At 61.8% G+C, this 24,127-nt stretch carries 22 protein-coding genes; 9 read left to right on the forward strand and 13 right to left on the reverse strand.

What is annotated here, in order from left to right; genetic code table 11:
• Positions 1–41: 41 nt before the first annotated feature.
• The 4 genes from CEW89_RS03420 to CEW89_RS03435 are packed head-to-tail and all read right to left on the reverse strand — an operon-like array spanning position 42 to position 4,003.
• A complete protein-coding gene (locus CEW89_RS03420) occupies positions 42–2,078 on the reverse strand; it encodes an ASKHA domain-containing protein (RefSeq protein WP_096807114.1) in 2,037 nt (678 codons plus the stop codon).
• Positions 2,075–2,647 (reverse strand): rRNA large subunit pseudouridine synthase E, encoded by a 573-nt coding sequence (locus CEW89_RS03425; protein ID WP_096804913.1) that lies wholly within the window; start codon positions 2,645–2,647, stop codon positions 2,075–2,077. The genes CEW89_RS03420 and CEW89_RS03425 overlap by 4 nt, the downstream gene beginning before the upstream one ends.
• A 54-nt stretch (positions 2,648–2,701) precedes the next feature.
• A complete protein-coding gene (locus CEW89_RS03430; protein WP_096804914.1) occupies positions 2,702–3,691 on the reverse strand; it encodes a methyltetrahydrofolate cobalamin methyltransferase in 990 nt (329 codons plus the stop codon).
• 12 nt (positions 3,692–3,703) lie between these two features.
• Positions 3,704–4,003: a virulence factor gene (locus CEW89_RS03435; RefSeq protein WP_096807115.1), complete on the reverse strand. Its 300-nt coding sequence runs from the start codon at positions 4,001–4,003 to the stop codon at positions 3,704–3,706.
• A gap of 239 nt (positions 4,004–4,242) precedes the next feature.
• On the opposite strand from CEW89_RS03435, the gene CEW89_RS03440 reads away from it, so the two are divergent.
• Complete coding sequence (locus CEW89_RS03440; RefSeq protein ID WP_096804915.1) at positions 4,243–5,355, forward strand: Ppx/GppA phosphatase family protein; 1,113 nt, start codon at positions 4,243–4,245, stop codon at positions 5,353–5,355.
• An 88-nt stretch (positions 5,356–5,443) separates the two neighbouring features.
• On the opposite strand, the gene CEW89_RS03445 is transcribed toward CEW89_RS03440, so the two are convergent.
• Together CEW89_RS03445 and hemB are read right to left on the reverse strand one after the other, a co-directional pair.
• Entirely contained in the window at positions 5,444–6,001 is a 558-nt protein-coding gene (locus CEW89_RS03445) for a lipid-binding SYLF domain-containing protein (protein ID WP_066709968.1), read from the reverse strand.
• Between the two features lie 154 nt (positions 6,002–6,155).
• Positions 6,156–7,154, reverse strand: a complete 999-nt coding sequence (gene hemB, locus CEW89_RS03450; RefSeq protein WP_066709966.1) for a porphobilinogen synthase — start codon at positions 7,152–7,154, stop codon at positions 6,156–6,158.
• Positions 7,155–7,318: 164 nt separating this feature from the next.
• Here hemB and CEW89_RS03455 point away from each other — a divergent pair, with 164 nt between their 5' ends.
• Positions 7,319–7,846, forward strand: coding sequence for a component of SufBCD complex (locus tag CEW89_RS03455; RefSeq protein WP_096804916.1), 528 nt, complete (start codon positions 7,319–7,321; stop codon positions 7,844–7,846).
• Positions 7,847–7,850: 4 nt separating this feature from the next.
• Positions 7,851–11,330, forward strand: a complete 3,480-nt coding sequence (mfd, locus tag CEW89_RS03460; protein ID WP_096804917.1) for a transcription-repair coupling factor — start codon at positions 7,851–7,853, stop codon at positions 11,328–11,330.
• A 3-nt stretch (positions 11,331–11,333) separates the two neighbouring features.
• On the opposite strand, the gene CEW89_RS03465 is transcribed toward mfd, so the two are convergent.
• Positions 11,334–12,572 (reverse strand): multidrug effflux MFS transporter, encoded by a 1,239-nt coding sequence (locus CEW89_RS03465; RefSeq protein WP_066709905.1) that lies wholly within the window; start codon positions 12,570–12,572, stop codon positions 11,334–11,336.
• 129 nt (positions 12,573–12,701) lie between these two features.
• Positions 12,702–13,340: a DsbA family oxidoreductase gene (locus CEW89_RS03470; protein ID WP_096804918.1), complete on the reverse strand. Its 639-nt coding sequence runs from the start codon at positions 13,338–13,340 to the stop codon at positions 12,702–12,704.
• Positions 13,341–13,648: 308 nt separating this feature from the next.
• Here CEW89_RS03470 and CEW89_RS03475 point away from each other — a divergent pair, with 308 nt between their 5' ends.
• Complete coding sequence (locus CEW89_RS03475) at positions 13,649–13,897, forward strand: hypothetical protein (RefSeq protein ID WP_066709900.1); 249 nt, start codon at positions 13,649–13,651, stop codon at positions 13,895–13,897.
• Between the two features lie 163 nt (positions 13,898–14,060).
• On the forward strand, positions 14,061–14,696 hold the full coding sequence (locus CEW89_RS03480) for a helix-turn-helix domain-containing protein (RefSeq protein WP_066709898.1): 636 nt from the start codon (positions 14,061–14,063) through the stop codon (positions 14,694–14,696).
• A 47-nt stretch (positions 14,697–14,743) separates the two neighbouring features.
• On the opposite strand, the gene CEW89_RS03485 is transcribed toward CEW89_RS03480, so the two are convergent.
• Both CEW89_RS03485 and CEW89_RS03490 read right to left on the reverse strand, forming a co-directional pair.
• Entirely contained in the window at positions 14,744–14,860 is a 117-nt protein-coding gene (locus tag CEW89_RS03485; RefSeq protein ID WP_066709895.1) for a putative periplasmic lipoprotein, read from the reverse strand.
• Positions 14,861–14,909: 49 nt separating this feature from the next.
• Complete coding sequence (locus CEW89_RS03490; RefSeq protein WP_096804919.1) at positions 14,910–16,736, reverse strand: extracellular solute-binding protein; 1,827 nt, start codon at positions 16,734–16,736, stop codon at positions 14,910–14,912.
• A 709-nt stretch (positions 16,737–17,445) separates the two neighbouring features.
• On the opposite strand from CEW89_RS03490, the gene CEW89_RS03495 reads away from it, so the two are divergent.
• Together CEW89_RS03495 and CEW89_RS03500 are read left to right on the forward strand one after the other, a co-directional pair.
• Positions 17,446–18,219: a 3-hydroxybutyrate dehydrogenase gene (locus tag CEW89_RS03495; RefSeq protein ID WP_096804920.1), complete on the forward strand. Its 774-nt coding sequence runs from the start codon at positions 17,446–17,448 to the stop codon at positions 18,217–18,219.
• A complete protein-coding gene (locus CEW89_RS03500; RefSeq protein WP_096804921.1) occupies positions 18,219–19,277 on the forward strand; it encodes a patatin-like phospholipase family protein in 1,059 nt (352 codons plus the stop codon). Before CEW89_RS03495 ends, CEW89_RS03500 begins: the two co-directional genes overlap by 1 nt.
• A gap of 60 nt (positions 19,278–19,337) precedes the next feature.
• Here the strand turns inward: CEW89_RS03500 and CEW89_RS03505 are convergent, their stop codons facing one another.
• The 3 genes from CEW89_RS03505 to CEW89_RS03515 all read right to left on the reverse strand — a co-directional run bounded on the left by CEW89_RS03505 (position 19,338) and on the right by CEW89_RS03515 (position 22,077).
• Entirely contained in the window at positions 19,338–20,087 is a 750-nt protein-coding gene (locus CEW89_RS03505) for a DUF502 domain-containing protein (protein ID WP_096804922.1), read from the reverse strand.
• Positions 20,088–20,278: 191 nt separating this feature from the next.
• Positions 20,279–21,187 (reverse strand): pseudouridine-5'-phosphate glycosidase, encoded by a 909-nt coding sequence (locus CEW89_RS03510; protein ID WP_198403490.1) that lies wholly within the window; start codon positions 21,185–21,187, stop codon positions 20,279–20,281.
• Positions 21,184–22,077 carry a PfkB family carbohydrate kinase gene (locus tag CEW89_RS03515; RefSeq protein ID WP_096804923.1) on the reverse strand — a complete coding sequence of 298 codons (894 nt, stop codon included), beginning with the start codon at positions 22,075–22,077 and terminating at the stop codon, positions 21,184–21,186. The genes CEW89_RS03510 and CEW89_RS03515 overlap by 4 nt, the downstream gene beginning before the upstream one ends.
• Before the next feature lie 250 nt (positions 22,078–22,327).
• Between CEW89_RS03515 and rpsB the strand changes: the two genes are divergently transcribed.
• Together rpsB and tsf are read left to right on the forward strand one after the other, a co-directional pair.
• Entirely contained in the window at positions 22,328–23,095 is a 768-nt protein-coding gene (gene rpsB / locus CEW89_RS03520) for a 30S ribosomal protein S2 (RefSeq protein ID WP_066709869.1), read from the forward strand.
• A gap of 105 nt (positions 23,096–23,200) precedes the next feature.
• A complete protein-coding gene (tsf, locus tag CEW89_RS03525; RefSeq protein ID WP_066709866.1) occupies positions 23,201–24,076 on the forward strand; it encodes a translation elongation factor Ts in 876 nt (291 codons plus the stop codon).
• Positions 24,077–24,127: the final 51 nt, after the last annotated feature.

Here is a 24,127-nt window from a genome sequence, read left to right on the forward strand (position 1 = left end):
TTCACATCATTTTCAACCAGTATCTGGGAACCTTTTGGCTCTTAGCCGCGCCGCCGTCTGCGCCGTCCGCCACCGTCGCCATCGCCCGCATTAAAATTCAGATCGGGCAGGGGCACGAGAGCACGCAGGCCAGTGAAAGGATCGGTTGCGTGCGGGATGGCGTTGGCGTTGACGAAATGCTCCTGGAACTTCGGCTCGATGGCGGTTTCCACCTTGGTGATGTGATGCACCAGCTCCTCAATCTCGCGCCGCGCGGCCCGGTTCAGAAGCGCGATCTGCGCGCCTGTGCCAGCGGCGTTTCCGGCGCTTGTGACATGCTCCAGCGGACAATCCGGGATCATGCCCAGAACCATGGCGTGTTTCGGCGAGATATGCGCCCCGAAGGCGCCGGCGAGCACCACGCGGTCCACCGTATCGGTGCCGAATTCATCCATCAGAAGCCGCGCGCCCGCGTAGAGCGCGGATTTCGCAAGCTGGATGGCGCGAATGTCGCCCTGAGTGACGGAGACCACCGGGCCCCCCTCGGCGGAGCCGTCGTAGACCACATATTCATAGGTGCGCCCCGAGGCACGGCAGCGCGACGTTCCAACGGCCTCCGGCGAGCCGATCAGCCCGTTGGCATCGAGCACCCCCGCCATGCGCATTTCCGCCACCGCCTCGATGATGCCAGAGCCGCAGATACCAGTGACGCCAGTGCGCCCGATCTTCTTGGCAAAGCCTGGCTCGTCGGACCATTGCTTGACGCCGATGATGCGAAACCGGGGTTCCTTGGTCACCGGGTCGATCTCGATCCGCTCAATGGCGCCATTGGCGGCGCGCTGGCCGGAGCTGATCTGCGCGCCTTCAAAGGCCGGGCCGGTGGGTGAGGAACAGGCCAGCACCCGCGTCTTGTTGCCCAGCAGGATTTCCGCATTGGTGCCGACATCGACGATCAGCGTCAGCGGGTCCTGTTTCTGAGGTGCCTCCGAGAGCGCTACGGCGGCGGCATCGGCGCCCACATGACCCGCAATCAGCGGCAGGATGTAGAGCTGGGCTTCGGGAGCAAGGCGTAGCCCGATGTCGGAGGCGGGCAGGTCGAGCGCGGAATTGGTCGCCAGCGCGAAAGGTGCCTGTCCAAGAGGCACAGGGTCGAGCCCCAGCAACAGGTGATGCATCACCGGGTTCATCACCACGACGATTTCGAAAATATCGGATGTGGCAATCCCGGCCTCATCGGCCAACTCCGCCGCCAGTTGCCCAAGCGCCTCACGCACCGCATCGGTCAGTTCGGCGGCACCGCCCGGGTTCATCATCGCATAGGACACCCGCGACATCAGGTCCTCGCCATAGCGGATCTGCGGGTTCATCACGCCGCCGGAGGCCTTGACCTCACCAGTTGCAAGATCGGTCAGATGCGCGGCGACGGTTGTGGAGCCGAGATCGACCGCCAATCCGTAGAGTGCCGGTTCGTGAAATCCCGGCCAGACGCCGACCACGCGCGGCGCACCTTCGCGGGCGGTGTTGAGCGCCAGTGTGACCGCGTCCTTGCCCTCGATCAGCGCCGCCTGAAGCTGGGTCAACATGGCCAGAGACAGGGTTGCGCTCTCAATCTGCCACGTCTCTTTCAATTGCGTCTGTACCCGTTCCCAGTCGCCGGTCGGCGTGTGCATGTCGGCGGGCGGGACCTCGACATAGACGGCGCGGGTCGCCGGGTCCATGTCGATGACCCGCGTGGTGGCGGCCTTCCGCACCACCTGCTTGTGCACCTGGCTCTCGGATGGCACGTCGATCACCACATCGCCCAGCACCTGCGCCTGACAGCTCATCCGGTGCCCGGGTTTGATGCCGCGCTTGGCGTCATAGGCGCGCTCCACCGCGTTGACCGGGCTGAGCGCCGCTTCGCCCGCGTGAATGCCGTGTTTGGCGTGATCGCCAAAAGACGGGCGCACCATGCATTTCGAACAGATCCCATGCCCGCCGCACACACTGTCGACATCGACACCGAGATCGCGTGCCGCCTGCAACACAGTGGTGCCGGGGGCAACATGGCCGCGCTTGCCGGAGGGGGTGAAAATCACCAGAGGGTTCTGATCGCTCATCTTTTCTTTGCCTTCCACGGATCGTCCTCGCGCCACGCGCCACTCTCCAACCCGTCCAGATGCCACGGCCCGATGGACAGCCGGATGAGCCGCAATGTGGGAAAGCCCACGGCGGCGGTCATCCGGCGCACCTGACGGTTGCGGCCCTCGGAGATCGTCAGTTCGAGCCAGCTTTCGGGGACGGATTTACGGTAACGCACCGGCGGCGTGCGCGGCCAGAGCCAGTCCGGTTCGTCGACACGCCGGGCGCGGGCAGGGCGGGTCATGCCGTCTTTCAGTTCAACGCCTTGACGGAGCAGATCAAGCGCCTCCTCGCTCAGATCCCCCTCGACCTGCGCCAGATAGGTCTTTGCCATCTTGTGACGCGGATCGGAGATCGCCGCCTGCAATTTCCCGTCATCGGTCAGAAGCAACAGCCCCTCGCTGTCGCGATCGAGCCGCCCGGCCGGGTAAACGCGTGGCACGTCGATGAACTCCGAAAGCGTCTTGCGTGTCGTGCCTTCGCTGCCCTTGTCGGTGAACTGGGAGAGCACGTCGAACGGCTTGTTGAAGGCGATTAATCGCGCCATGACGTGCGTTTCCTTTGCTGTTCAAATACTCAGGCACGGTCCCTTCGGACGTGCTTACCCTCTGCGACGCCGTCCACCGCCACGACGCCCGCCACCGGCGCCACCTGCCGCCGCGGCCTGTGCCGCCTCGGCAAAGCTCGCGCCCTGCGCCACGGCCTCCGCCACGCGGGAAAACCCGATCCATTTCGTGCCATCGGGATCATGATTCATCAGAAGGTTGGCGGCGCGGATCGCCTCCATCTCCTGCACCCGCACCGGGTTCATGATCGCAGACGTCATGCCCGCGCCAATCGCCATCGGCAGAAACGCCGCGTTGATGCCGTGGCGTTGCGGCAGGCCGAAGGAGATGTTCGACGCGCCGCAGGTGGTGTTGACGCCCAGCTCATCGCGCAGGCGTCGCACAAGGGTGAACACCTGATGACCGGCGGTTGCCATGGCGCCGATCGGCATCACCAGCGGGTCGACCACGATGTCATGCGCCGGAATGCCAAAGTCCGCCGCGCGTTCGACGATTTTTTTCGCCACGGCAAAGCGCACATCCGGGTCTTCGGAAATGCCGCTGTCGTCGTTGGAGATCGCCACCACCGGCACGTTGTATTTCTTCACCAGCGGCAGAACGCGCTCCATCCGCTCTTCCTCGCCGGTCACGGAGTTCAGAAGCGGACGGCCCTCGGCCATCTCCAGACCTTTTTCCAAAGCATCCGGCACCGAGCTGTCGATGCAAAGCGGCACGTCCACCACGGCTTGAACGCGGGCCACCAGTTCGGCCATCAGCGGCGGCTCGACAAAGTTGTTGTCGGCATAGCGCGGGTCTTCGGCCATCTTGTTGGAAAACACCGCACCCGAATTGATGTCCAGAACATTGGCGCCACAGGCCACCTGCTCCAGTGCGTCACGCTCGACGGTGGAGAAATCGCCCATCTCCAACTCGGCCGCGAGTTTCTTGCGCCCTGTCGGGTTGATGCGTTCGCCGATCACGCAGAAGGGTTCGTCAAAGCCGATGACGACGGTCTTGGTCTTGCTCTCGATCACAGTACGGGTCATGGGTCTCGTCCTTTACTGGGCCTCACGGCCCTCGTTGTTCACCAGCGCGATCAGGCGCTCTTTGTCATAGGCCGCATCCAGTTCGGCGGCGCGGGTGTCGGCGGCCTCCTGACCGTCGAGTGTGGTTTCCTCCACCACATCGCGCCATTCGGCCATATAGGCGTCGCCATCCGTGGCGCCGATCTTCATCGCCACGCGGTCGATGGCCTGTTCGAACCGCTCCGGCAGAACGGCACGCGCGGCCCGGCGGCCCCGGCCCACGCGGACCTGCGCCGGAATATCGCGCCAATAGATTACGGTCAGATCAGCCATCTTGCTCTCACGCTCAAATTCAGTCTCAGAACGCATAAAAGAGCATAAAAGAAAGGCGGGCTGCGGGAAAGGCCGCAGGATCGGAAAAATACTCAAGAAGATCATGAGCGGGGCCGGACCGCGGCCGCCGACCTCCGGTCATTGTGATGGTCAGTGATGGTCATGGCCTCTCACGGCTCTTGCCCGACGCGCGGATTTTCGCTTATGGTGGGGATAACTTGATATGGAGGGCGTGAACCATGGCGCCCAAGCGTCCCAAAGGTGCGGGCGCGTTCCCGAAAGCGGTCGAGCCTTCCGCACCCAAACCCGCCGACCCGGCCGAGCTTTATGCCGCGCTGGATCTCGGTACCAATTCGTGCCGCATGCTGATCGCCCAACCGAAGGGCAGCCAGTTCCATGTGGTCGACAGTTTCTCGAAATCGGTCCAGCTCGGCAACGGGCTCGAGGCCTCCGGTCGGTTATGCCGCACGTCGATCACCCGGACCATTCAGGCGCTGCGCGTCTGTCGCAAGAAGCTCGAAAAACACGAGGTCAAACATATGCGCCTGGTGGCGACGGAGGCCTGCCGCCGCGCCCGCAATTCACGCGATTTCCTGCGCCGGGTGCAGCGGGAGACCGGGCTCAAGCTCGAAATCATCAAGCCGGAGGAAGAGGCGCGCCTCGCCGTCGTCTCCTGCGCGCCTCTGGTCTCGACCAAGACCGAACAGCTTCTGGTGGTGGACATCGGCGGCGGCTCGACGGAGCTCGTGTGGATCGACCTGACCAATGTGCCGCGCGCCGAGCGTCCGCGGTCGATCATGCGGCTGCATACCGGTTTCACCAATGCCGACAGCCCGTTTCCGCATGCCAAGGTGGTGGACTGGATTTCCGTCCCACTCGGTGTCGCGACCCTGATGGAGCAATTCTCCGACGTCGAGGACGATGCCGCGCGGTTTGCGCTGATGTCCTGGTATTTCGAAGAAAAACTCGCCGATTTCACCCCCTATGCCAATGAGGCCTGTCGCGAAGGCTTTCAGATCATCGGCACCTCGGGGACGGTGACCACGGTCGCGGCCTCGCATCTCGGGCTCAAACGCTACGACCGCAACAAGGTCGACGGGCTGCGCATGACGTCCGAGCAGATCAACCGGGTGATCCGCGATTATCTCGACCTCGGCCCGGAAGGGCGCAAACGCGACCCGCGCATCGGGCGTGACAGGCAGGAGCTGATCATGTCTGGCGCGGCCATCCTTCAGGCGCTGTTGCGGATCTGGCCGACAGATCGGCTGTCCGTTGCAGATCGCGGCCTGCGCGAAGGTCTGCTTTATGCGCAAATGTCGGCGGACGGTGTTTTGGAAGAGGCCGTTCCCTAGGTTTTCTGATGGCCTGAATACTCAAACAAAAAGCGGGGCTTGCCCCGCTTCTTTCATGCATCATATTAAGTTTCGACAAGGCGCGAAATCAGGGGATGATCCGCGTGTATTTCGTCCCTTCGACAGTCGCGCCCGCGATGAGACCGGCCTGACCGAAGACTACGGCGATCACCGGAGACAGCGAGGTCAGGGTTTCCGCCGAAAGGTTTTCGCCCTTGTTCGACAGCGCGTATTCGAGATCGGCCCCCGCCGACCAACCCGGCGAATTGCGGAAACCCGCGAGTGCCTCGTTGGTCATGAAGAACAGGACGTGGGCATATTGCTGCGCGCCGATCTGAAGCCCGAAGGTGGCCTGTGTCGAGGAGAAATAATCCACCGTCACACCGCCCACGCGCAGCGCGCCGCGGCCATAGGACCCGCCAACGCCGAATCCGGCCTTGGTGATCAGCGGCATAACCAGCATGCCGACGGATTTGTCACGCAGCGCCGTGGTGCCGGGGTAGGTGGAGTAGAGGTAGTTCAGCGTACTGTCGACCCGAGCGTCGATGGTCGCGGCACCATTGGAGCGCATGGAATTGTCGCAGGCGGCCAAAAGCCCGGCACTGCCCAGACCGATCATGAACGTCCGGCGATTGGAAATCGGCATCTTGGAGGATGTCATAAGGCTGTCCTTTACTGCTATGCCTCGGAAGGGCTCTCTTGGCCCGATTGCCGGTACTATAACCGCAAGTTTTCGCCCATGTCATCGGCAAAACACCACCTATGGTGGGTTTGAGTGGGGTTTTGCCGATCTGTAGCCGTTATTTCGCGAGCAACTTCGCCGCTTCCGGGGCGAAATAAGTCAGGATGCCGTTGCATCCCGCGCGTTTGAAACACATGAGGCTTTCAAGCACGATCTTTTCGCGGTCGAGCCAGCCGTTCTGGAACGCCGCCGCCAGCATCGCATATTCGCCGGAGACCTGATAGGCGAAGGTCGGCACATGGAAACGCTCCTGCACCCGGGTGCAGACGTCGAGATAGGGCATGCCGGGCTTGACCATCACCATATCCGCGCCCTCAAGAAGGTCGCGTTCAACCAGACGAAGTGCCTCGTCCGTATTGGCCGGGTCCATCTGGTAGGTCTTCTTGTCGCCTTTCAAGGCGCCCGACGCTCCGACTGCATCGCGGAACGGGCCGTAAAACCCGGAGGCGTATTTCGCGGCATAGGACATGATCGACACCTTGTCGAAGCCCTCGGCCTCAAGCGCCTGCCGGATCATGCCGATGCGGCCGTCCATCATGTCCGACGGACCGATGATGTCGGCGCCCGCCTCGGCCTGGGCCACGGACATTTTCACCAGCGCCTCGACGGTCATGTCGTTGACGATCTCGCCATTCACCACATAGCCGTCATGGCCGTTGATGTTATAGGGATCGAGCGCCACGTCGGTCATGATCGCAAGTTCCGGCACCTCCGCCTTGATCGCGCGAATGGCCCGGTTCACGAGGTTGTTCGGGTCCCAGGCCCCGGCGCAATCTTCGGTTTTCAGCTCCGGTTCGATATAGGGAAACAGACAGATCGCAGGAATGCCAAGCGCGTAAGCCTCTGTGGCCGCTTTCACCAGCCGGTCGATTGTCAGACGTTCGACACCGGGCATCGAGGGAATGGGCGTCGCCTCATTCACGCCTTCGCGCACAAAGACCGGCCAGATCAGATCGGCGACGCAGAGGTGGTTTTCCCGCACGAGACCGCGCAGGGCCTCCATCTTTCGCGTCCGGCGCAGACGGGTGAGCGGGAAGGGAGCGGTGGTGCGTGTCATGGCGGTGACCTCGGTTTGCGACATTTCCATTGAGGTGGCATGGATTTTCTGGCGCTTCAAGGGTAGGAATCGGCACCTGGGGGGCCTAATCTGTGCACAGGTTGGGCAAGCTCCCCACAGAATTTGCCGTAAAAACCGGCCCCAGAAGCAAAGAGCAGGCGCCCGTGGACTTCTATTCAACCATTTTCGAAGTGATCGACATGCGGTCCTTTTCGAATCTGTGGTACTGGATCGCGCTGGCCGTGCTCTGGTCCACTGCCTCGCATTTCGTCCTGGGGGTGCCCTTCGATCTGGCGCTCAAGGCCAGGCGCCAGGGCGGTCAACGCATGGCCGATCTCGAGGATCTGGTGCGGATCAACTGCGCGCGGCTGCTCAGCATCGCCGAGGTTTCCGGGCTGATGCTCACGGCATTCGCGGGGGCGGCCATCACCATTCTGGGATTCACCGGATTCGTCTATGATATGGAATTTTCCCAGGCCCTCTTCCTGATGGCCTTCCCGATGATTTTCGTCGGTCTTCTGAATATCCGTCTGGCGCGGCGCATCGCAGCGGACCGCCCCAGGGGCGAGCACCTCGTCAGCCTGCTGCGCCGTCAGAGGTTCTATGTGCAACTCATTGGCATGATGTCTATTTTCGCCGCCGCCATGTGGGGCATGTATCAGAATATCGTCATCGGTCCCTTGGGAGGGTGAACGAATGAGCAAGGCCAATCATCTTACCGTCGGCGGCGCGCCGGAGGGGTTCGACGCGTTTTACCTTGCCCGCGAAGTGGCGCGCTCAGAGGCGCCCGTGATCCATGTGGCGCGGGACGACAAGCGTCTGGCGGCCCTGCGCGACGGGCTGCGGTTCTTTGCGCCCGATCTGCCGGTGCTGGAATTCCCGGCTTGGGATTGCCTGCCTTTCGACCGCAGTTCGCCCAACCCCGACCTCGCCGCACAACGCATGGCGACGCTGGCGGCTCTGGCCCATGGCGCGGTGCCGAAACGCTTTGTCCTGCTGACCACGCTGTCCTCCGCGACCCAGCGCGTCCCGGCGCGGGATACGCTCGCGGAGGCGGCGTTTACGCTCAGAAAAGGCCAGCGCGTTAATGAGGCGGAGTTGCGGGCGTTTTTCGTTCGCATGGGCTTTACCCAAGCGCCGACCGTGGTGGAGCATGGCGACTATGCCATTCGCGGTGGCATCATCGACGTCTTCCCGCCGGGGCAGGTTTTGCCGGTGCGGCTCGATTTTTTCGGCGATGAGCTGGACGGCATCCGGCGCTTCGATCCGGCGAGCCAGAAAACCGTCGACACCCTGGCAGAGGTCAGCTTCACGCCGGTCTCTGAGGTGATCCTTGATGAGCCGGCGATCACGCGGTTCCGGCAAAATTACCGCATCGAATTCGGTGCGGCAGGCACCGACGATCCGCTCTATGAGGCGGTGACGGCGGGGCGCAAACATGCGGGCATGGAGCATTGGCTCCCGTATTTCCACGAACGGCTGGATACGATTTTCGATTATCTGCCGGGCGTAACGATTTCCCTTGACAATCAATCGACTACGGCGCGTCTTTCGCGCTGGGAAGGCATTGAGGATCAGTATCAGACCCGGCGCGAGGCACTGGCTGCCAAGGGGCGGCTGGACTCGGTCTACAAACCCTGTCCGCCGGGTTTGCTTTATCTCGACGATGCGGCGTGGGAGGCGGCCACCGAAGGTCGTCGGGTGATCCATTTCCACCCTCTGCCGCAGGCCTCCGGCCCCGGTGTGATCGACGCGGGCGGTCGTGTCGGGCGTAATTTCTCGCCCGAGCGCCAGATGGAAGGCGTCAATCTTTTCGAAGAGTTGTCGGGTCATATTCGCAAACGGCGCGAAGTCGGGCAGGTGATCGTTGCCTCATGGTCCGAAGGCGCACGGGAGCGGCTCAAGTCGCTTTTGGAAGACGAGGACCTGAATGGGCTGACGGAGATTTCCGACTGGCGCGATGTGCCGGACGGGATCGGCGGCGTGTATCTTGCGGTCTGGACGCTGGATCAGGGCTTTGAGGCGCCGGTGGGCGACGGCCATTCCGTGACGGTGATTTCCGAGCAGGACGTGTTGGGCGACCGGCTGATCCGCCGTCCGGGACGACGCAAGAAGGCGGAGAATTTCCTCACCGAACATAGTACGCTGAGCCCCGGCGATCTGATCGTCCATGTCGAACATGGCGTGGGGATTTTCCGCGGGCTTGAGGTCGTGACCGCTCTGGGCGCGGCGCATGAATGTCTTCTCCTGGAATATGCGGGCGGGGATCGGCTTTATCTTCCCGTTGAAAACATTGAGCTTCTGAGCCGGTACGGCCATGACGAAGGGCTTTTGGACAAGCTCGGCGGCGGCGCTTGGCAGGCCAAGAAAGCGCGGATGAAGGAACGCATCCGCGAGGTGGCGGAGAAGCTGATCCGCATCGCCGCCGAGCGCCATATCCGTAAAGCGCCGATCATGGAGCCGCCGGAGGATATGTGGGAGGCCTTCTGCGCGCGTTTCCCTTATACGGAGACCGAGGATCAGATGAAGGCCATCGAAGATGTGCTCGATGATCTGGATCGCGGCATGCCGATGGACCGCCTCGTGTGTGGCGATGTGGGATTTGGCAAGACCGAGGTGGCGATGCGCGCGGCCTTTGTTGCGGCACTTTCGGGCGCACAGGTGGCGGTGATCGCACCGACGACGCTTCTGGCGCGGCAGCACTTCCGCAGCTTTGCCGAGAGATTCCGGGGTTTTCCCATCAATATCAGACCGATGTCGCGCTTTGTTTCCGCAAAAGACATGGCGAAAACCCGGGAGGAACTGGCCGAAGGGACGGTCGATATTGTCGTGGGCACCCATGCTTTGCTGGCGAAATCGGTGAAGTTTGCCAATCTGGGCCTCTTGATCGTGGACGAGGAACAACGCTTTGGTGTGACCCACAAAGAGCGCCTTAAGTCTTTGAAGTCCAACATTCATGTGCTGACGCTTTCGGCCACGCCGATCCCGCGGACGCTGCAAATGTCGCTCACCGGGGTGCGGGATCTCTCTATTATTGGCACGCCGCCCGTCGACCGGCTGTCGATCCGCACCTATGTGTCGGAATTCGACACGGTGACGATCCGCGAGGCGCTGTTGCGCGAACATTACCGGGGCGGGCAGTCGTTTTTCGTGGTGCCGCGCGTCAGCGATATTCCGGAGATCGAAGAGTTCCTCAAGGCGCAAGTGCCGGAGCTGACCCATGTGGTGGCGCATGGTCAAATGGCGGCGGGCGAGCTCGACGATCGGATGAACGCGTTTTACGACGGGAAATATGACGTGCTGCTGGCGACGACCATCGTGGAAAGCGGTATCGACATTCCGACCGCAAACACGATGGTGGTGCACCGCGCCGATATGTTCGGCCTCGCGCAGCTCTATCAAATCCGGGGCCGAGTGGGCCGTGCCAAGACGCGCGCTTATGCCTATCTGACCACGAACCCCCGCGCGCCTTTAACACCGCAGGCGGAAAAACGTCTGCGGGTTCTGGGCTCGCTCGATACGCTTGGGGCCGGATTTACCCTTGCGTCTCAAGATCTTGACATCCGGGGCGCAGGCAATCTGGTGGGTGAGGAGCAATCCGGGCACGTCAAAGAGGTCGGCTTTGAGCTCTATCAATCCATGCTGGAAGAGGCCATTGCGCGGATCAAATCGGGCGAGGAGGCGGTGAGCCTTGACGACGACGGCCAATGGGCGCCGCAGATCAACCTTGGCGTGCCGGTGCTGATCCCCGAAACCTATGTGCCTGATCTCGATGTGCGCTTGGGGCTCTATCGGCGTTTGTCCGGCCTGAAAACCAAGGTGGAGCTGGAAGGCTTCGCAGCCGAACTGATCGACCGCTTTGGAAAATTGCCCAAAGAGGTCAACACCTTGCTGCTCGTTGTTCGGATCAAGGAGAAATGCCGGGAGGCCGGGATTGCGCGGCTCGATGGCGGGCCAAAGGGCGCGACGATCCAGTTCCACAACGACAAATATGCCAACCCGGCGGGGCTTGTGGAATTCATCCATGGCCAGAAGGGTCAGGCCAAAGTCAAAGACAACAAGATCATCATCCGGCGCGACTGGAAGAAGGACAGCGACAAGATCAAGGGCGCGTATTCGATTGCGCAGGACCTTGCGAAATTCGCGAAGACCGCTGCGCAACCATCTAAAAAGTAAACTTTATTCAGCCGGTTTCGAGGGTTGCGACGGGGCGCCATGGGGGGCCGTGGCGCTGTCTTCGAAACGGAACAGGATCAGCGCCAGACCGGAGCAGAGAATCCCTGCCGCCATCACCGGGATCGGCGTGCCGTTGAAGGCAAGTCCGACGGGTGCGGCAATGAGAACGGCACCCATAGTGAACACCGCCCCGATCAGCGAGTTGGCGAGCCCCGCGAGACGCCCGAGCGGCACCAGTGCCAGTGCATTGAGGTTGCCGAAGGTGAAGGCGTTGATCGAGAACATCGCCACGGTCCACAGGAAGAACACGACAAAGCCCGGCATGCCGGTGCTGACGCCCAGAAGGTTGAGGGCGAATGCGATCACAGAGGCGGTCAGCGCGATGCCATAGCCCAGCCGGATCATGAAATGCATGCCTTTTTCACCCACGAGCCGCCCGTTCAGGATCGCGCCCACAGCGGAGATGATGGCGGTCGCCCCGAAGAAATAGGGGAAAACCTCTTCGAGCCCGAAGGTCTCGCTATAAATCTGCTGGACGGAGGAGAGGATGGCGAACATCTGGCCAAAGCCGAGAAGCAGGATCACCGTGTAAATCCGCACGTTGTAATTGCCGAAAACTTCGACCGCACCGGAGGACAGGTCCGCCCAGTTCAGGCGGCGGTGATTTTCCGGCATGAGGGTTTCACCCTGGCGCAGGCCGAGCCATGTCGCGCCCAGAATGGCGACCAGGATGAAGGCCGCGAAAATCCCGTGCCAGCCGAAATCCGTCATGATCAGCGCGCCGATTGAGGGGGCGGCGGCGGGCACCACCATGAAGATGGTCATCACGAAAGAGGTGATCTTGGCCATTTCCCGGCCTTCGTAGAGGTCGCGGACCATGGCGATGCCGACGGTGCGGGGAAAGGCGCCGCCGACGCCCTGGATGGCGCGGCCGACCAGCATCATTTCCAGCGTCCCCGACAGGCCAGCGACCACCGCGCCGACGATATAGAGGCCGAGGCCGAACAGGATCACGGGCTTGCGTCCGAAATGGTCGGACAGGGGGCCGGAGACCAGCGTGCCGAATCCCATGCCGAAGACGAAGGAGGTCAGCACCAGTTGCGCACGGTTGATGTCGTCGGGCGACAGATCGGCGGCGATCTGCGGCAGGCCGGGGAGCATCGCGTCGATGGAAAAGGCGACGGTCGCAAAGAGCAGGGCCAGAAGAACCGTGAATTCGAGTTGCGGCAAACGGCGCGGCATGAGGGTCACTTTCAATTTGGAAACGCTGGGGGACCCTAATCGGGGTGCGGCATTTTGAACAGTCCGTGAGATGGCGGGGCGGCTCTGCGGGAATGCACAGCCGCCGGGCTTGGGGTGAGGCGCCGCGCTTTAATCGGTCTCTTGCGCGGCCAGCTCGTCGATCACGTTGAGCCAAAGCTCGGTCGGCTGTGCGCCCTCGACCGCGTGCTGGTTGCCGACGATGAACAGCGGCACAGCGTTCACGCCCCGGTCACGGGCGTGCTGATCGCGGGCGCGGATGTCCCCGACGTCGGCCTCGGTGGCGAGCAGGCGGGTGACGGCCTCGGCGTCCATGCCGACCTGTGCGGCGAGATCGGCCAGCGTGGCGGAATCCCCAATATCGCGACCGTCCTGGAAATAGGCGCGGTAGAGGGCGGCGACCATCGGTGTCTGACGTCCCTCGATCCCGGCCCAGTGAATCAGCCGGTGCGCATCGAGCGTGTTGGGTGTGGTGCGAATGCCGAGAAGATCGGTCTTGGGCAGTTCCCGGATCAGAATCTCGACCACCGGCGCATAGGCTTTGCGCGCCCCCTCGGAGCCGCCGAATTTCGCATTGAGATAGTCGCGTCGCTCCATGCCGTCCTTCGGCATGGTCGGGTTCAATTGGAACGGGTGCCATTGGATGGCGAAACGGTGGTTTGGGCGCGCTTCGAGAGCGCGCTCGAGGCGCGCCTTGCCGATGTAGCACCAGGGGCAGATCGGATCGTGGAAAATGTCGAGCGGGATCATCGGGACCTCGTTTGGATGTTGAGGGCTTGTAGCGCGGTCGGGACGGGGAGGGGAGTGAGAAAAGGAAAATATTCTTGCCGCTCACATTTTTCAGAAAAGTGAATGTTCCCCTTGTCCCATATCTTGTGTTCGGGGCGGGTTTGCAGGTTTGCAAACTCTTCATATTCCCGATTTGTTTACTCTTCGTTCACGCGTGATCTGCGCTGAGTGCGGTGAGGATTGTGACGGACCGAGTTCGGTGACGAGGGCGGGGAATCGTGGTTAACTACGTGCAATCAAATGTTTTCAAGTTCATCAGGGTCACCATCATGGCGATGCAAAGCACTCCGCACTTCTCCACATTTCAGGGACGCGCCCCGCGCTCCGAACATGAGGTCGACAGTTTTCGTCACCGCATGCGTGTGCCCGTCGCGACGCTGGCCCTCGGTCTGATTGCGGCGATTGCCATCGCGGGCGGTGCGCTGGATCGGGTGATCTCGCATCAGGTCACCGGCGGCCTGACCGACATCGAATTCCTCACAGGTACGCTTCCGATCACCTCGACCGAGCTCGACTAAAGCAACCGGTCAGAAGAGAGATTCAGAGACCCAGGGCAGGCAAAACCTCACGAGCAGTCCACCCAACTGACCCTGCCCCAAGAGCCCCCGAAGATGCGAGAACAGCATCCGGGGGTTTTCTTTTGCCCTTTTCATCGTGCCAGCCGACGCGCTACAAAGCGCCATGGAACCGGATGACGATCACACCCCAAGCCTGATCAGACTGGCGCGCGAAGGCGTCGAAGGCCTGCCGGAAGAGGCGCGGCCTTTGGATTTGGGATTGCGGGTGCGCGATCTGCGCAAGGCGCGCGGTTGGACGCTGGAACAGGCGGCGACACAGGCCGGTCTGGCACGCTCGACGCTCTCCAAGATCGAAAACGGCCAGATGTCACCCACCTACGATGCGCTGAAAAAGCTCGCCGTGGGCTTAGAAATCTCCGTGCCGCAGTTGTTCACCCCGCCGCAGAAGGCGCAGATCTCGGGCCGGATGGCGGTCACGAAATCGGGCGAGGGCGCGGCGCATCCGACGGCGACCTATGAGCATGAGATGCTCGCGGGCGCGCTGACCAAGAAATCCATGCTGCCGTATCGCGCCACCATTCGGGCGCGCAGTTTCGAAGAGTTCGATGGCTGGGTGCGCCACGACGGGGAGGAATTCCTCTACGTGCTCACGGGTGTGATCAAGCTGATCACCGAATTCTACGAACCTGTCGAAATGCGCCGGGGCGACAGCGCCTATTACGACGCGTCGATGGGCCATAACGTAATCTCGGTCAGCCCGGAGGATGCGACCATCCTCTGGGTGACCTCCCTAACGTAACGCTCGCCCGACGTAATGTTCGGGCCGGGCCCGAGAGGTCTTTCCGCTCAGAACCAGCCCTGAACCGTGCGCGACGCGCCGGTGATGTCTTCGCCGACGCCCGCGACGGTGCCGCAGGAGGCCAAGATGAGGGTGAGGAGGAGGGCGACTGCTGCTTTCTTCATATTCTTTCTTCCCATTTCTCTAAAGGGTATTTTTCTCAGGCCTGAAGGGTCATTCTTCCCAGTACCACGTCATTTCCCGCCACATGATCCAATCGCCGTACAAAGGCAAGGGCTCAGGATAATGCAGCTCTTTCACATGTGCGTTGAAGCTTTCGTTCCAGGCGTAAAGCGGGATGACGTAGCGGCCTGCGGTCAACAGCCGATCGAGCGCGCGGGTGGCGGCAAGGCTGTCTTCGCGGTCATTCGCGTCGAGCATTTTGGCGATCATCGCATCCACGACCGGGTCCTTGATCCCCGCGACGTTGCGCGATCCGGGCTGATCGGCGGCGGTCTGACCGAAATAGGCATATTGCTCGTTGCCGGGGCTGAGCGAGGTGCCGTAGCGCACCGGGGTCATGCCGAAATCGAACTTGCCCATGCGTTGGATATATTGCGGCTTGTCGACGACTTCGATCTTCGGCTGGATGCCCAGTTGGTTGAGCATCTGGGTGTAGGTGTCGATGATGGATTGGTTTTCGTTGTCGCCGACCATGAGCAGAATCTCGAAGGTGAAAAGCTGGCCGTCGGCATTTTTCATCTGGCCGTTCTGGATGGTCCATCCGGCCTCTTCCATCAGCGCGAGCGCACGGCGCATCGCGCCTCGGTCAATCTCACGGCCCGAGGTTTCGGGCAGGGTGTAACCCTCCATCACGCCGGGGAGCAGTTGGTCCTGATAGGGTTCCAAAAGCTCTTTGACGCGACCTTCGGCAGGCCCCGGACGCATGCCCAGCGGCGAGTTGGAGAAGTAAGAGGTGATGCGGGTCTGCTGGTTCTCGGTCTGGGCCTCGTTGATATAGTTGAAGTTAAAGGCCTCGATCATCGCCTGCCGGACGCGCCAATCGGCGAATTGCGGCAGGCGGGTGTTCATTGCGAATCCAGTCATGCCGGTGGGGCGCTGGTGCGGGATCTCGGATTTGATCACATCGCCGCGGGTGACCGCAGGAAAGTCGTATTGATCCTGCCAGGTCTGCACGTTGAATTCGCGGTGCGCGTTCAGCTCTCCGGCTTTGAAGGCCTCGATCACCAGAGAGGGATCGGCAAAGAACTCAAACCGGATGGTGTCAAAATTCGCCTGACCCTGCATCACGGGCAGGTCCTTGCCCCAATAGTCGGGGTTGCGGGTCATCTCGATGAACATGCCGGGGTTAGCGTCGGTCACCGTATAGGGCGCGGAGGTCACCGGGATCTGGTCCATGCCGGATTTGGTGAACTCCTTGTCGTCCCAATAGGCCTTTTTCAGGATCGGGCGCGTGGCGACCAAAAGCGCCAATTCGCGGTTTTCCGTGTTGAAGGTGAATTTCACGGATCTGTCGCCGGTCTGCTCGACGCTGTCGATCTGGCTCCAGAGCGAGGCGTAACGCCCGTTGCCCTCGGTGCCCAGCGTCTCGAAAGACCAGATCACATCCTCGACCGTCACCGGTGTGCCGTCGGAAAATTTCGCCTCCGGGCGCAGGGTGAACTCGACCCAGGTGCGATCTTCATCCGTCTCGACCGTCTCACACAGCAGGCAATAGAGCGAGAAGGGTTCGGAATAGGCCTGCATCATCAGGCTTTCGGCCATCAGATACCGCAACTGCCAGGGCACATTGCCTTTCTCGATGAAGGGATTGAGGCTGTCGAAGGTGCCACCTTCGCCGGTGACGATCTTGCCTCCCTTGGGCGCGTCGGCGCGCACATAGGGCAGGGACGTGAAATCGGCGGGCAGCTCGGGCGCGCCATACATGGCAAGACCATGGGTCGGCTCGGCATGGGCCATGGGGGCCAGGGCGCACAGCGCGAGCGCCGCAGTCGAAAGTCTCGCGGTATTTTTGACGCCCGAGAAATAGTTTTGTGCCATGGTGTAAACGCTGCCTCCGCCGGGGTCTTTTTGCGACCGATGTGCCGTTGTTCTTGCCGCAAACTTACGCGCAGCGGAAAGTGTTTTCAAACTTTTAGCTTGGAGAGCGGCACAGAACCGCGTATAAAGAGATCACTGCTCGATAGGTTTCTTGCCTGTATGAAACCTGCCTCAATAACTCAGCGCCCGCCTCGTGCGGGCGTTTTTTTTGGTTCTCAAACCGCCTTTTTTCCAAGCAGGCTTGAGTGAATCCGCCGTCGTGAATGGCAGGGAAAACCTGCCCGTCGGCGCATATATGGAACAGGGCCGGGCGATTCTCTGAGAGCGGGGCGATTCTTTGTCTTGGGATCGGGAGGTCTGGCCGCACCGTGCCGCAGGACGCACTCACTTTTTCGCGTTTGTCGTGTCATGCCGAAAACTGAGCCAGCCGCCCAGAGCGATGACAAACGCCGCAGCGAGCCAGGGCAGAGGAGACCAGAGGTTCAGTCGGACACAGAGGTAAAAGGCACCGCCCGCAAGCAACCAGGACCGCAACGATGTACAAAAGAAACAGAAGCCCCTGTACCTCCCCGACGATGACATCATAGAGAAAGCGGAACATGTTTCACCCTTGCCCTCACAACAACGGGAAAAACATATGCGTGACTTCACCCCAAGGGCAACCTAGGTTTTCCCCGACAGACATGAGGAAGTGTCAGAGGAGATTGAGATGTCATTGAAATCCAAAACCGCCGTGATCACCGGATCGAATTCGGGGATCGGGCTTGGGGTCGTACGCGAACTGGCAAAGGCAGGGGCCGATGTGGTGCTCAATTCCTTCACCGACCGCGACGAGGATCACGCGCTGGCCGAGGCCATCGGTCAGGAATTCGGCGTCAAGGCCCGTTATATCAAGGCGGATATGTCGCAGGGCGCGGAGTGTCGCGCGCTGATCGAGCAGGCGGGCACCTGCGACATCCTCGTGAACAACGCAGGCATTCAGCACGTGGCGCCGATCGACGAATTCCCCATCGAGAAATGGGATGCGATCATCGCGATCAACATGAACTCGGCCTTTCACACCACCGCCGCCGCTTTGCCGCTGATGCGCAAGGCGGGCTGGGGCCGGGTGATCAATATCGCTTCGGCGCATGGCTTGACCGCCTCGCCGTTCAAATCCGCCTATGTCAGCGCCAAGCACGGCGTGGTCGGCATGACCAAGGTGGTGGCGCTTGAGACCGCGAAAGAGGCGATCACCGCCAATGCGATCTGCCCTGGCTATGTGCATACGCCGTTGGTGGACGCGCAAATTCCAGACACGGCGAAGAAATACGGCATGAGCGAACAAGAGGCGATCGAGAAGGTGATCCTTGAGCGTCAACCCTCGAAACAGTTCGCCACGGTGGAACAGATCGGCGGCACGGCGGTGTTCCTCTGTTCCGACGCCGCGGCGCAGATCACCGGCACGACGATTTCCGTCGACGGGGGCTGGACCGCACTCTGATGGCGAAGCGGAAGGCGAAGAGCTCGATCAAACGGATCAACCTCGCGCTTCAGGGCGGCGGCGCGCATGGCGCCTTCACCTGGGGCGTGCTGGACCGGCTTCTGGAACATGAGGAGATCGAGATCGCCGCGATCTCCGGCACCTCGGCGGGGGCACTCAATGGGGCCGCGCTCAAATCCGGGCTGGTGCGCGGCGGAGCCAAGGGCGCGAAAGAGGCGCTCGACGGGTTGTGGGAACAGATGGGCGCGGTGTCCGATATGCGGCTCAACCGCTGGATGTCGCAATTCGGGCCGACGACCGAGATGGTCACCCGGATGATGCAGGCCAGCGTCCCTTTCGCCTTTCTCGATTCGATTGCGACCTTCACCAGCCCCTATGTCTACGGCGCCTTCTATGAGAACCCGCTGAGCGATGTGGTGGAAGATCTGGTCTGTTCGCAGACCGGATCTGACGAGGGGCCGGTGCTGTTCATCTCGACGACCAATGTGCGCACCGGCAAGATCCGGGTGTTCTCGGGGGCGGAGGTGACGGGGGATGTCATTCTGGCCTCCGCCTGCCTGCCGGAACTGTTTCAGGCGGTGGAGATCGAGGACCCTGAGACCGGCGTGACCGATCCCTATTGGGACGGCGGCTATACTGGTAACCCGGCGCTGTTTCCGCTGTTCGAACCGGAATTCCCGCAGGATGTGGTGATCGTCAACATCAACCCGATGGAGCGGCCCGGCACGCCGAAGACACCGGAGGAGATCCAGAACCGGATCAACGAGATCTCGTTCAATTCCTCGATGTTGCGGGAGCTGCGCTCGGTGCAGTTCGTGCGCGACCTGATCGCGGACAAGCGCCTTCCGGCGGGGGCGATGAAGGATGTGCTGATCCACATGATCGCCGATGACGATCTGATGCAGGATCTTTCGGCGCGCACCAAACTCGTGTCCTCGCCCTTGCTTCTGTCTCGGATGAAAGAGGCGGGCAGGGCCGCCTGCGACCGGTTTCTTGAGGCGCATTTCGACGATCTCGGACAGCGCGCGAGTGTCGATCTCAAAGCGATGTTTTCATAAGAGAAAAGCCGCCCTGATAGACGGCTTTCGGGAACGGGGTGGTCTGTCGTCTTGCCCCGGCTATGCGGACGGCAATGCGTCGGGTTTGGGCGGCTGTGTCGGGTCCTTCGGGTTCGGGTAAACCAGCCCCGCCGAAATCACTAGTTTGGCGGCATCTTCGACCGTCATATCGAGCTTGATCACGTCATGTTCAGGAAAGAACAGCAGAAAACCAGAGGTCGGGTTCGGCGTCGTCGGCACGAAGACGGAGAGATATTTCGTATCCTGCGGTGTGCGCCGTGCCACCTCGCCCTTGGCATTGGTGGAGACAAAGCCGATCGCCCAGATGCCGCGCCGCGGGTATTCCACCAGACAGGCCTGATCGAAGGAGGTTTCCGCTTGCGAAAAGATCGTTTCGGCGATCTGCTTCACCCCGTTGTAGATCGAGCGCACGATGGGCGTGCGGTCTACAAGGCTTTCGGCCCAGCGGATGAGCGAGCGGCCGACGAGTCCTTTGGCGATCCAGCCGACGACCACGGTGAAGATCAGGAAAATGATCACGCCTGCGCCGCGCAGGTTGATATGGATCTGATCCGCCGGGTCGGTATAGCCGAGGAACCGGTTGATCAGCGCATCGGGGTGATAGCCCTGCGGCACGAAGGTCAGCACCCAACCATCGACCCAGCCGATCACGGTCCAGATCACATAGGCGGTCAGCCCGATGGGGGCGACCACCACGAGCCCGGTCAGGAAGGCCGCACGCAAATGTGCAAAAAGCCCCGGACGGCGCGGTTTGGGCGGGTGGGTTTCGTCTTCGAACGGGTTGGTCATGGGGGTGCGAAGCCTGTGCTTGCGGGCGAGGTGCCCTGTTTGCGCTGAACTTATGCGCGCACAGGTTAAGAGACAAGTAAGCGGCCCAAAGGTTTCGGGCCGCTCACAGGTTTATTTTTCAGATCGTCGGTTCCGTTGCCGTTCTGGCGTTTATTTGCACAGCGCTCTCATTGTGCAGAGCGTCAGGATCTTTAAGCGCAGAGCGCCTTGGCGATCTCGGCCGCGAGCCGGGCGTTGTTGCGCACCAGCGCGATATTGGCGGTGAGCGAAGCCCCTTCGGTCAGCTCGAAAATCCGCTGCAACAGGAAGGGGGTGACCTCTTTGGCGTGGATGCTTTTCTCTTCAGCCTCTTTCAGCGCGGTCTCGACGAAAGGCATGATCACCTCGCGCGGAATCTCATCCGCCTCGGGGATCGGATTGGCGATAAGCTGCCCGCCCTTGACGCCCATGGCGGCACGCATATGCATGGCGCGGGCGATCTCTTCCGCGCTGTCCATCCGCAGAGGGGCCTGAAGCCCGGAGGCGCGCGACCAGAAGGCCGGGATGTCGTCCTGACCATAGGCGATGACCGGAACGCCATGGGTTTCCAGCACCTCGAGCGTCTTCGGGATGTCGAGAATGGCCTTCGGACCCGCCGCAACCACGGTCACGGCGGTTTCGCCCAGTTCCAGAAGGTCGGCGGAGATGTCAAATGTCTGTTCTGCGCCGCGATGCACGCCGCCGATGCCGCCAGTGGCGAATACCTTGATCCCGGCGAGTTCAGCCCCGATCATTGTCGCGGCCACGGTGGTCGCGCCCGTCGCACCGCGTGCGATGCAGACCGGCAGATCGGCGCGCGAGACTTTCATCACGCCGGTCGCCTGACCGAGGGCGGTGAGCTGTGTGTCGGTCAAACCGATGTGCAACACGCCGTCGAGCACGGCGATGGTCGCGGGCGTGGCACCCGCCGCCCGGATGTCCTCCTCGACCATGCGCGCGGTCTCGACATTCTGCGGGTAGGGCATGCCATGGGTGATGATCGTGGATTCGAGCGCCACCACGGGGCGGCCCGCCTCCAGAGCCTCGGCAACTTCGGGGGCATACATCATGGGAAGGGTCATAGGGGGGTATCTCCGGAAACGTAAAGGGCAGCGGCCTCAAGCGCGGCGGTCAGCGCACCGGTCGCATCGACCCCGCGCATTTCCGCCGCGATATGCGCCGCCATGAAAGTGTCGCCCGCACCGGTCACGCGCGCGACCAGAACTTCGGGCGGGGTTTGGGTCAGGACATCGCCACCGCTTGCAAGCGACGCGCCCTTGCCACCATTGGTCACAAGAACCCGATGCGCGCCTTTCTCCACGAGGGCCTGCGCGGCCTCGGCGGAGCTCTCAAACACGGTCTGTGCCAAAAGCCCGGCCTCTTCGAGGTTGACGTAAAGCGTTGCGCGCGGGTGATCCAGAAGCGGCAACAACCGCTCCGCTTTGCCCGGCGAGGCGGGTGCCACGCGCAGGTCGGCTTTGGCAAACAGCGGCGAGGTGGCAATCTCGCGCAAGAGCTGCGTGGTCAGGTTGCCATCGAGCGCCACAGGGCCAATGTAAGGCGCGTTCACCGTGCCCAGCCGCCCGTCGGCCAGAGGCCGCAGGATCTTGTCGCCCGCGCGTTCCAGCGAATGCGCATCCGCGATGGCAGCAATCAGACCGTTGGCCCCCTCGACCGCCATGTAACTGTCGGTCGGCAGATCCTCGGAAAGATAAACGTGCTCCGTGCCGATCCCGCGCACCTTCGCGGCCTCCATCAATTCCGTGCCTGCGGGATCATGCCCGATGGCGGTCAAAAGATCGGGCCGCATCCCGAACCGCGCCAAAGCCATGGCAATATTCATCGCCACACCGCCCGGCACCCGCACGATGCGCCCGGGCACATCGGAGCCCACGCGCATCGAACGATCCGTCCGCCCGATCACGTCCCAGAGCACCGAGCCAATACAAAGAATGTCATGTGTCTTGTCCATGTTCCCACTTGCGCCGGATTTTGACCGGATGGCAAGAGATGGCATGTGGTCCGGGCTCCGCCCCCTGTCTCCTTTGTACGAAAAATACTCAAAAACGGGGCAGGGGTTGCCAATGCCCGAATTCCCCTCTATATGCGCGAGCACTTCACAGACGGAGGCGGGCCCTCGGGGGAGACATCCCTGAACGGTCCACCGGTTGGGCATCTGCCTGAGACCCTCCGTCAAGGCGTTAAACCGGAAAGGAACGAACATGGCGCTTCCCGATTTCTCCATGCGTCAGCTCTTGGAAGCTGGCGTTCACTTTGGTCACCAGACTCAGCGTTGGAACCCGCGTATGGCGGAGTTCATCTACGGTGAGCGCAACGGCATTCACATCTTCGACCTGACGCAGACCGTCCCGATGCTGGACCAGGCTCTGCAGGCCGTGCGTGACACCGCCGCCAAAGGTGGCCGCATTCTCTTCGTCGGCACCAAACGCCAGGCCGCTGGCCCGGTTGCCGAAGCCGCAGAGAAATGCGCGCAATACTACATGAACCACCGCTGGCTGGGCGGCACGCTCACCAACTGGAAAACCGTGTCCCAGTCGATCCAGCGTCTGGCTGCCATCGACGAGACGCTCTCCTCGGGCGCCGAAGGCCTCACCAAGAAAGAGCGCCTCAACATGGAACGCGACCAGGCCAAGCTTCAAGCGTCGCTCGGCGGTATCCGTGAAATGGGCGGTCTGCCGGACCTGCTGTTCATCATCGACGTGAAAAAAGAAGATCTCGCGATCCTCGAAGCCAAGAAACTGGGTATCCCGGTTGTGGCCGTCGTCGACTCCAACTGCTCGCCGGCCGGTGTGGACTACATCATTCCGGGCAACGACGACGCCGCCCGTGCGATCTCGCTCTACTGCGACCTCGTGGCCCGCGCCGCTCTGGACGGCATGACGGCTCAGATGGACGCCGCCGGTGTCGACATGGGCGCCTTCGAAGAGCTGCCGGTTGAAGAAGCCGTGGCCGAGGCCGTCGAAGAGTAATCTTCGTCGCCGGGCCTGTATGTCGGTCCGGTCGTTACAAAATTGATACGGGGGCAGGGTAATCCCGCCCCCGCAAGCATATCCCAGAATTCGAGGAGAGCCGACATGGCAATCACTGCTGCTCAGGTCAAAGAACTGCGCGAATCCACCGGCGCAGGCATGATGGACGCGAAAAAAGCGCTGGTCGAAACCGATGGCGACATGGAAGCCGCCGTTGACTGGCTGCGCACCAAAGGTCTGGCGAAAGCCGCCAAGAAATCCGGTCGGACCGCTGCCGAGGGCCTCGTGGCCGTCGCCGTGAACGGCGGTGTGGGCGTCGCCGTCGAGGTGAACTCCGAGACCGACTTTGTTGCGAAAAACGCCGAATTCCAAACCATGGTGAAAGACATCGCCACCGCCGCTCTGGGCGTTGCGAATGTCGAAGAGCTGGTCTCCGCCGACGTGAACGGCAAGCCGGTTTCCGAACTGATCACCGACAAGATCGCCAAGATCGGCGAGAACATGGGGCTGCGCCGTATGGCCAAGCTCGAAGCTGAAACCGTTGTGACCTATGTCCACAACGCGGCGGCCGACGGCATGGGCAAAATCGGTGTGCTCGTGGGTCTCAAAGGCGGCGACGAAGCCTTTGGCAAACAGGTTGCGATGCACATTGCGGCTGCCAACCCGCAGGGCCTCGGCGAAGCCGATCTTGACCCGGCGATGGTGGAAAAAGAGCGTCAGATCCAGATCGAGATCGCCCGCGAATCCGGCAAGCCGGAAAACATCATCGAGAACATGATCAAGGGCCGCATGGCGAAATTCATCGCCGAGTCGACCCTTCTCGGTCAGGCCTTCGTGGTGAACCCAGATCTGACCGTCGAGAAAGCCGCGAAAGAGGCTGGTGCCGAAATCACCGGTTTCGTGCGTCTCGAAGTCGGCGAAGGCATCGAGAAAGCCGAAGAAGATTTTGCCGCTGAAGTCGCGAAAGTGATGCAGGGCTGATCCGTCCTCTTCGGACGAGCGTTTCGGGCCGTCTCCTTCGGGAGGCGGCCT

Origin of the sequence: Celeribacter ethanolicus (assembly GCF_002407265.1) — a bacterium.
GTDB classification, from domain to species: domain Bacteria; phylum Pseudomonadota; class Alphaproteobacteria; order Rhodobacterales; family Rhodobacteraceae; genus Celeribacter; species Celeribacter ethanolicus.

Excerpts from the sequence above, each read along its gene's own strand:
- CEW89_RS03420 (WP_096807114.1), bottom strand. The coding sequence starts at position 2,078 with ATGAGCGATCAGAACCCTCTGGTGATTTTCACCCCCTCCGGCAAGCGC.
- CEW89_RS03425 (WP_096804913.1), bottom strand. The coding sequence starts at position 2,647 with ATGGCGCGATTAATCGCCTTCAACAAGCCGTTCGACGTGCTCTCCCAG.
- CEW89_RS03430 (WP_096804914.1), bottom strand. The coding sequence starts at position 3,691 with ATGACCCGTACTGTGATCGAGAGCAAGACCAAGACCGTCGTCATCGGC.
- CEW89_RS03435 (WP_096807115.1), bottom strand. The coding sequence starts at position 4,003 with ATGGCTGATCTGACCGTAATCTATTGGCGCGATATTCCGGCGCAGGTC.
- CEW89_RS03440 (WP_096804915.1), top strand. The coding sequence starts at position 4,243 with ATGGCGCCCAAGCGTCCCAAAGGTGCGGGCGCGTTCCCGAAAGCGGTC.
- CEW89_RS03445 (WP_066709968.1), bottom strand. The coding sequence starts at position 6,001 with ATGCCGATTTCCAATCGCCGGACGTTCATGATCGGTCTGGGCAGTGCC.
- hemB (WP_066709966.1), bottom strand. The coding sequence starts at position 7,154 with ATGACACGCACCACCGCTCCCTTCCCGCTCACCCGTCTGCGCCGGACG.
- mfd (WP_096804917.1), top strand. The coding sequence starts at position 7,851 with ATGAGCAAGGCCAATCATCTTACCGTCGGCGGCGCGCCGGAGGGGTTC.
- CEW89_RS03465 (WP_066709905.1), bottom strand. The coding sequence starts at position 12,572 with ATGCCGCGCCGTTTGCCGCAACTCGAATTCACGGTTCTTCTGGCCCTG.
- CEW89_RS03470 (WP_096804918.1), bottom strand. The coding sequence starts at position 13,340 with ATGATCCCGCTCGACATTTTCCACGATCCGATCTGCCCCTGGTGCTAC.
- CEW89_RS03475 (WP_066709900.1), top strand. The coding sequence starts at position 13,649 with ATGGCGATGCAAAGCACTCCGCACTTCTCCACATTTCAGGGACGCGCC.
- CEW89_RS03480 (WP_066709898.1), top strand. The coding sequence starts at position 14,061 with ATGGAACCGGATGACGATCACACCCCAAGCCTGATCAGACTGGCGCGC.
- CEW89_RS03485 (WP_066709895.1), bottom strand. The coding sequence starts at position 14,860 with ATGAAGAAAGCAGCAGTCGCCCTCCTCCTCACCCTCATCTTGGCCTCC.
- CEW89_RS03490 (WP_096804919.1), bottom strand. The coding sequence starts at position 16,736 with ATGGCACAAAACTATTTCTCGGGCGTCAAAAATACCGCGAGACTTTCG.
- CEW89_RS03495 (WP_096804920.1), top strand. The coding sequence starts at position 17,446 with ATGTCATTGAAATCCAAAACCGCCGTGATCACCGGATCGAATTCGGGG.
- CEW89_RS03500 (WP_096804921.1), top strand. The coding sequence starts at position 18,219 with ATGGCGAAGCGGAAGGCGAAGAGCTCGATCAAACGGATCAACCTCGCG.
- CEW89_RS03505 (WP_096804922.1), bottom strand. The coding sequence starts at position 20,087 with ATGACCAACCCGTTCGAAGACGAAACCCACCCGCCCAAACCGCGCCGT.
- CEW89_RS03510 (WP_198403490.1), bottom strand. The coding sequence starts at position 21,187 with ATGACCCTTCCCATGATGTATGCCCCCGAAGTTGCCGAGGCTCTGGAG.
- CEW89_RS03515 (WP_096804923.1), bottom strand. The coding sequence starts at position 22,077 with ATGGACAAGACACATGACATTCTTTGTATTGGCTCGGTGCTCTGGGAC.
- rpsB (WP_066709869.1), top strand. The coding sequence starts at position 22,328 with ATGGCGCTTCCCGATTTCTCCATGCGTCAGCTCTTGGAAGCTGGCGTT.
- tsf (WP_066709866.1), top strand. The coding sequence starts at position 23,201 with ATGGCAATCACTGCTGCTCAGGTCAAAGAACTGCGCGAATCCACCGGC.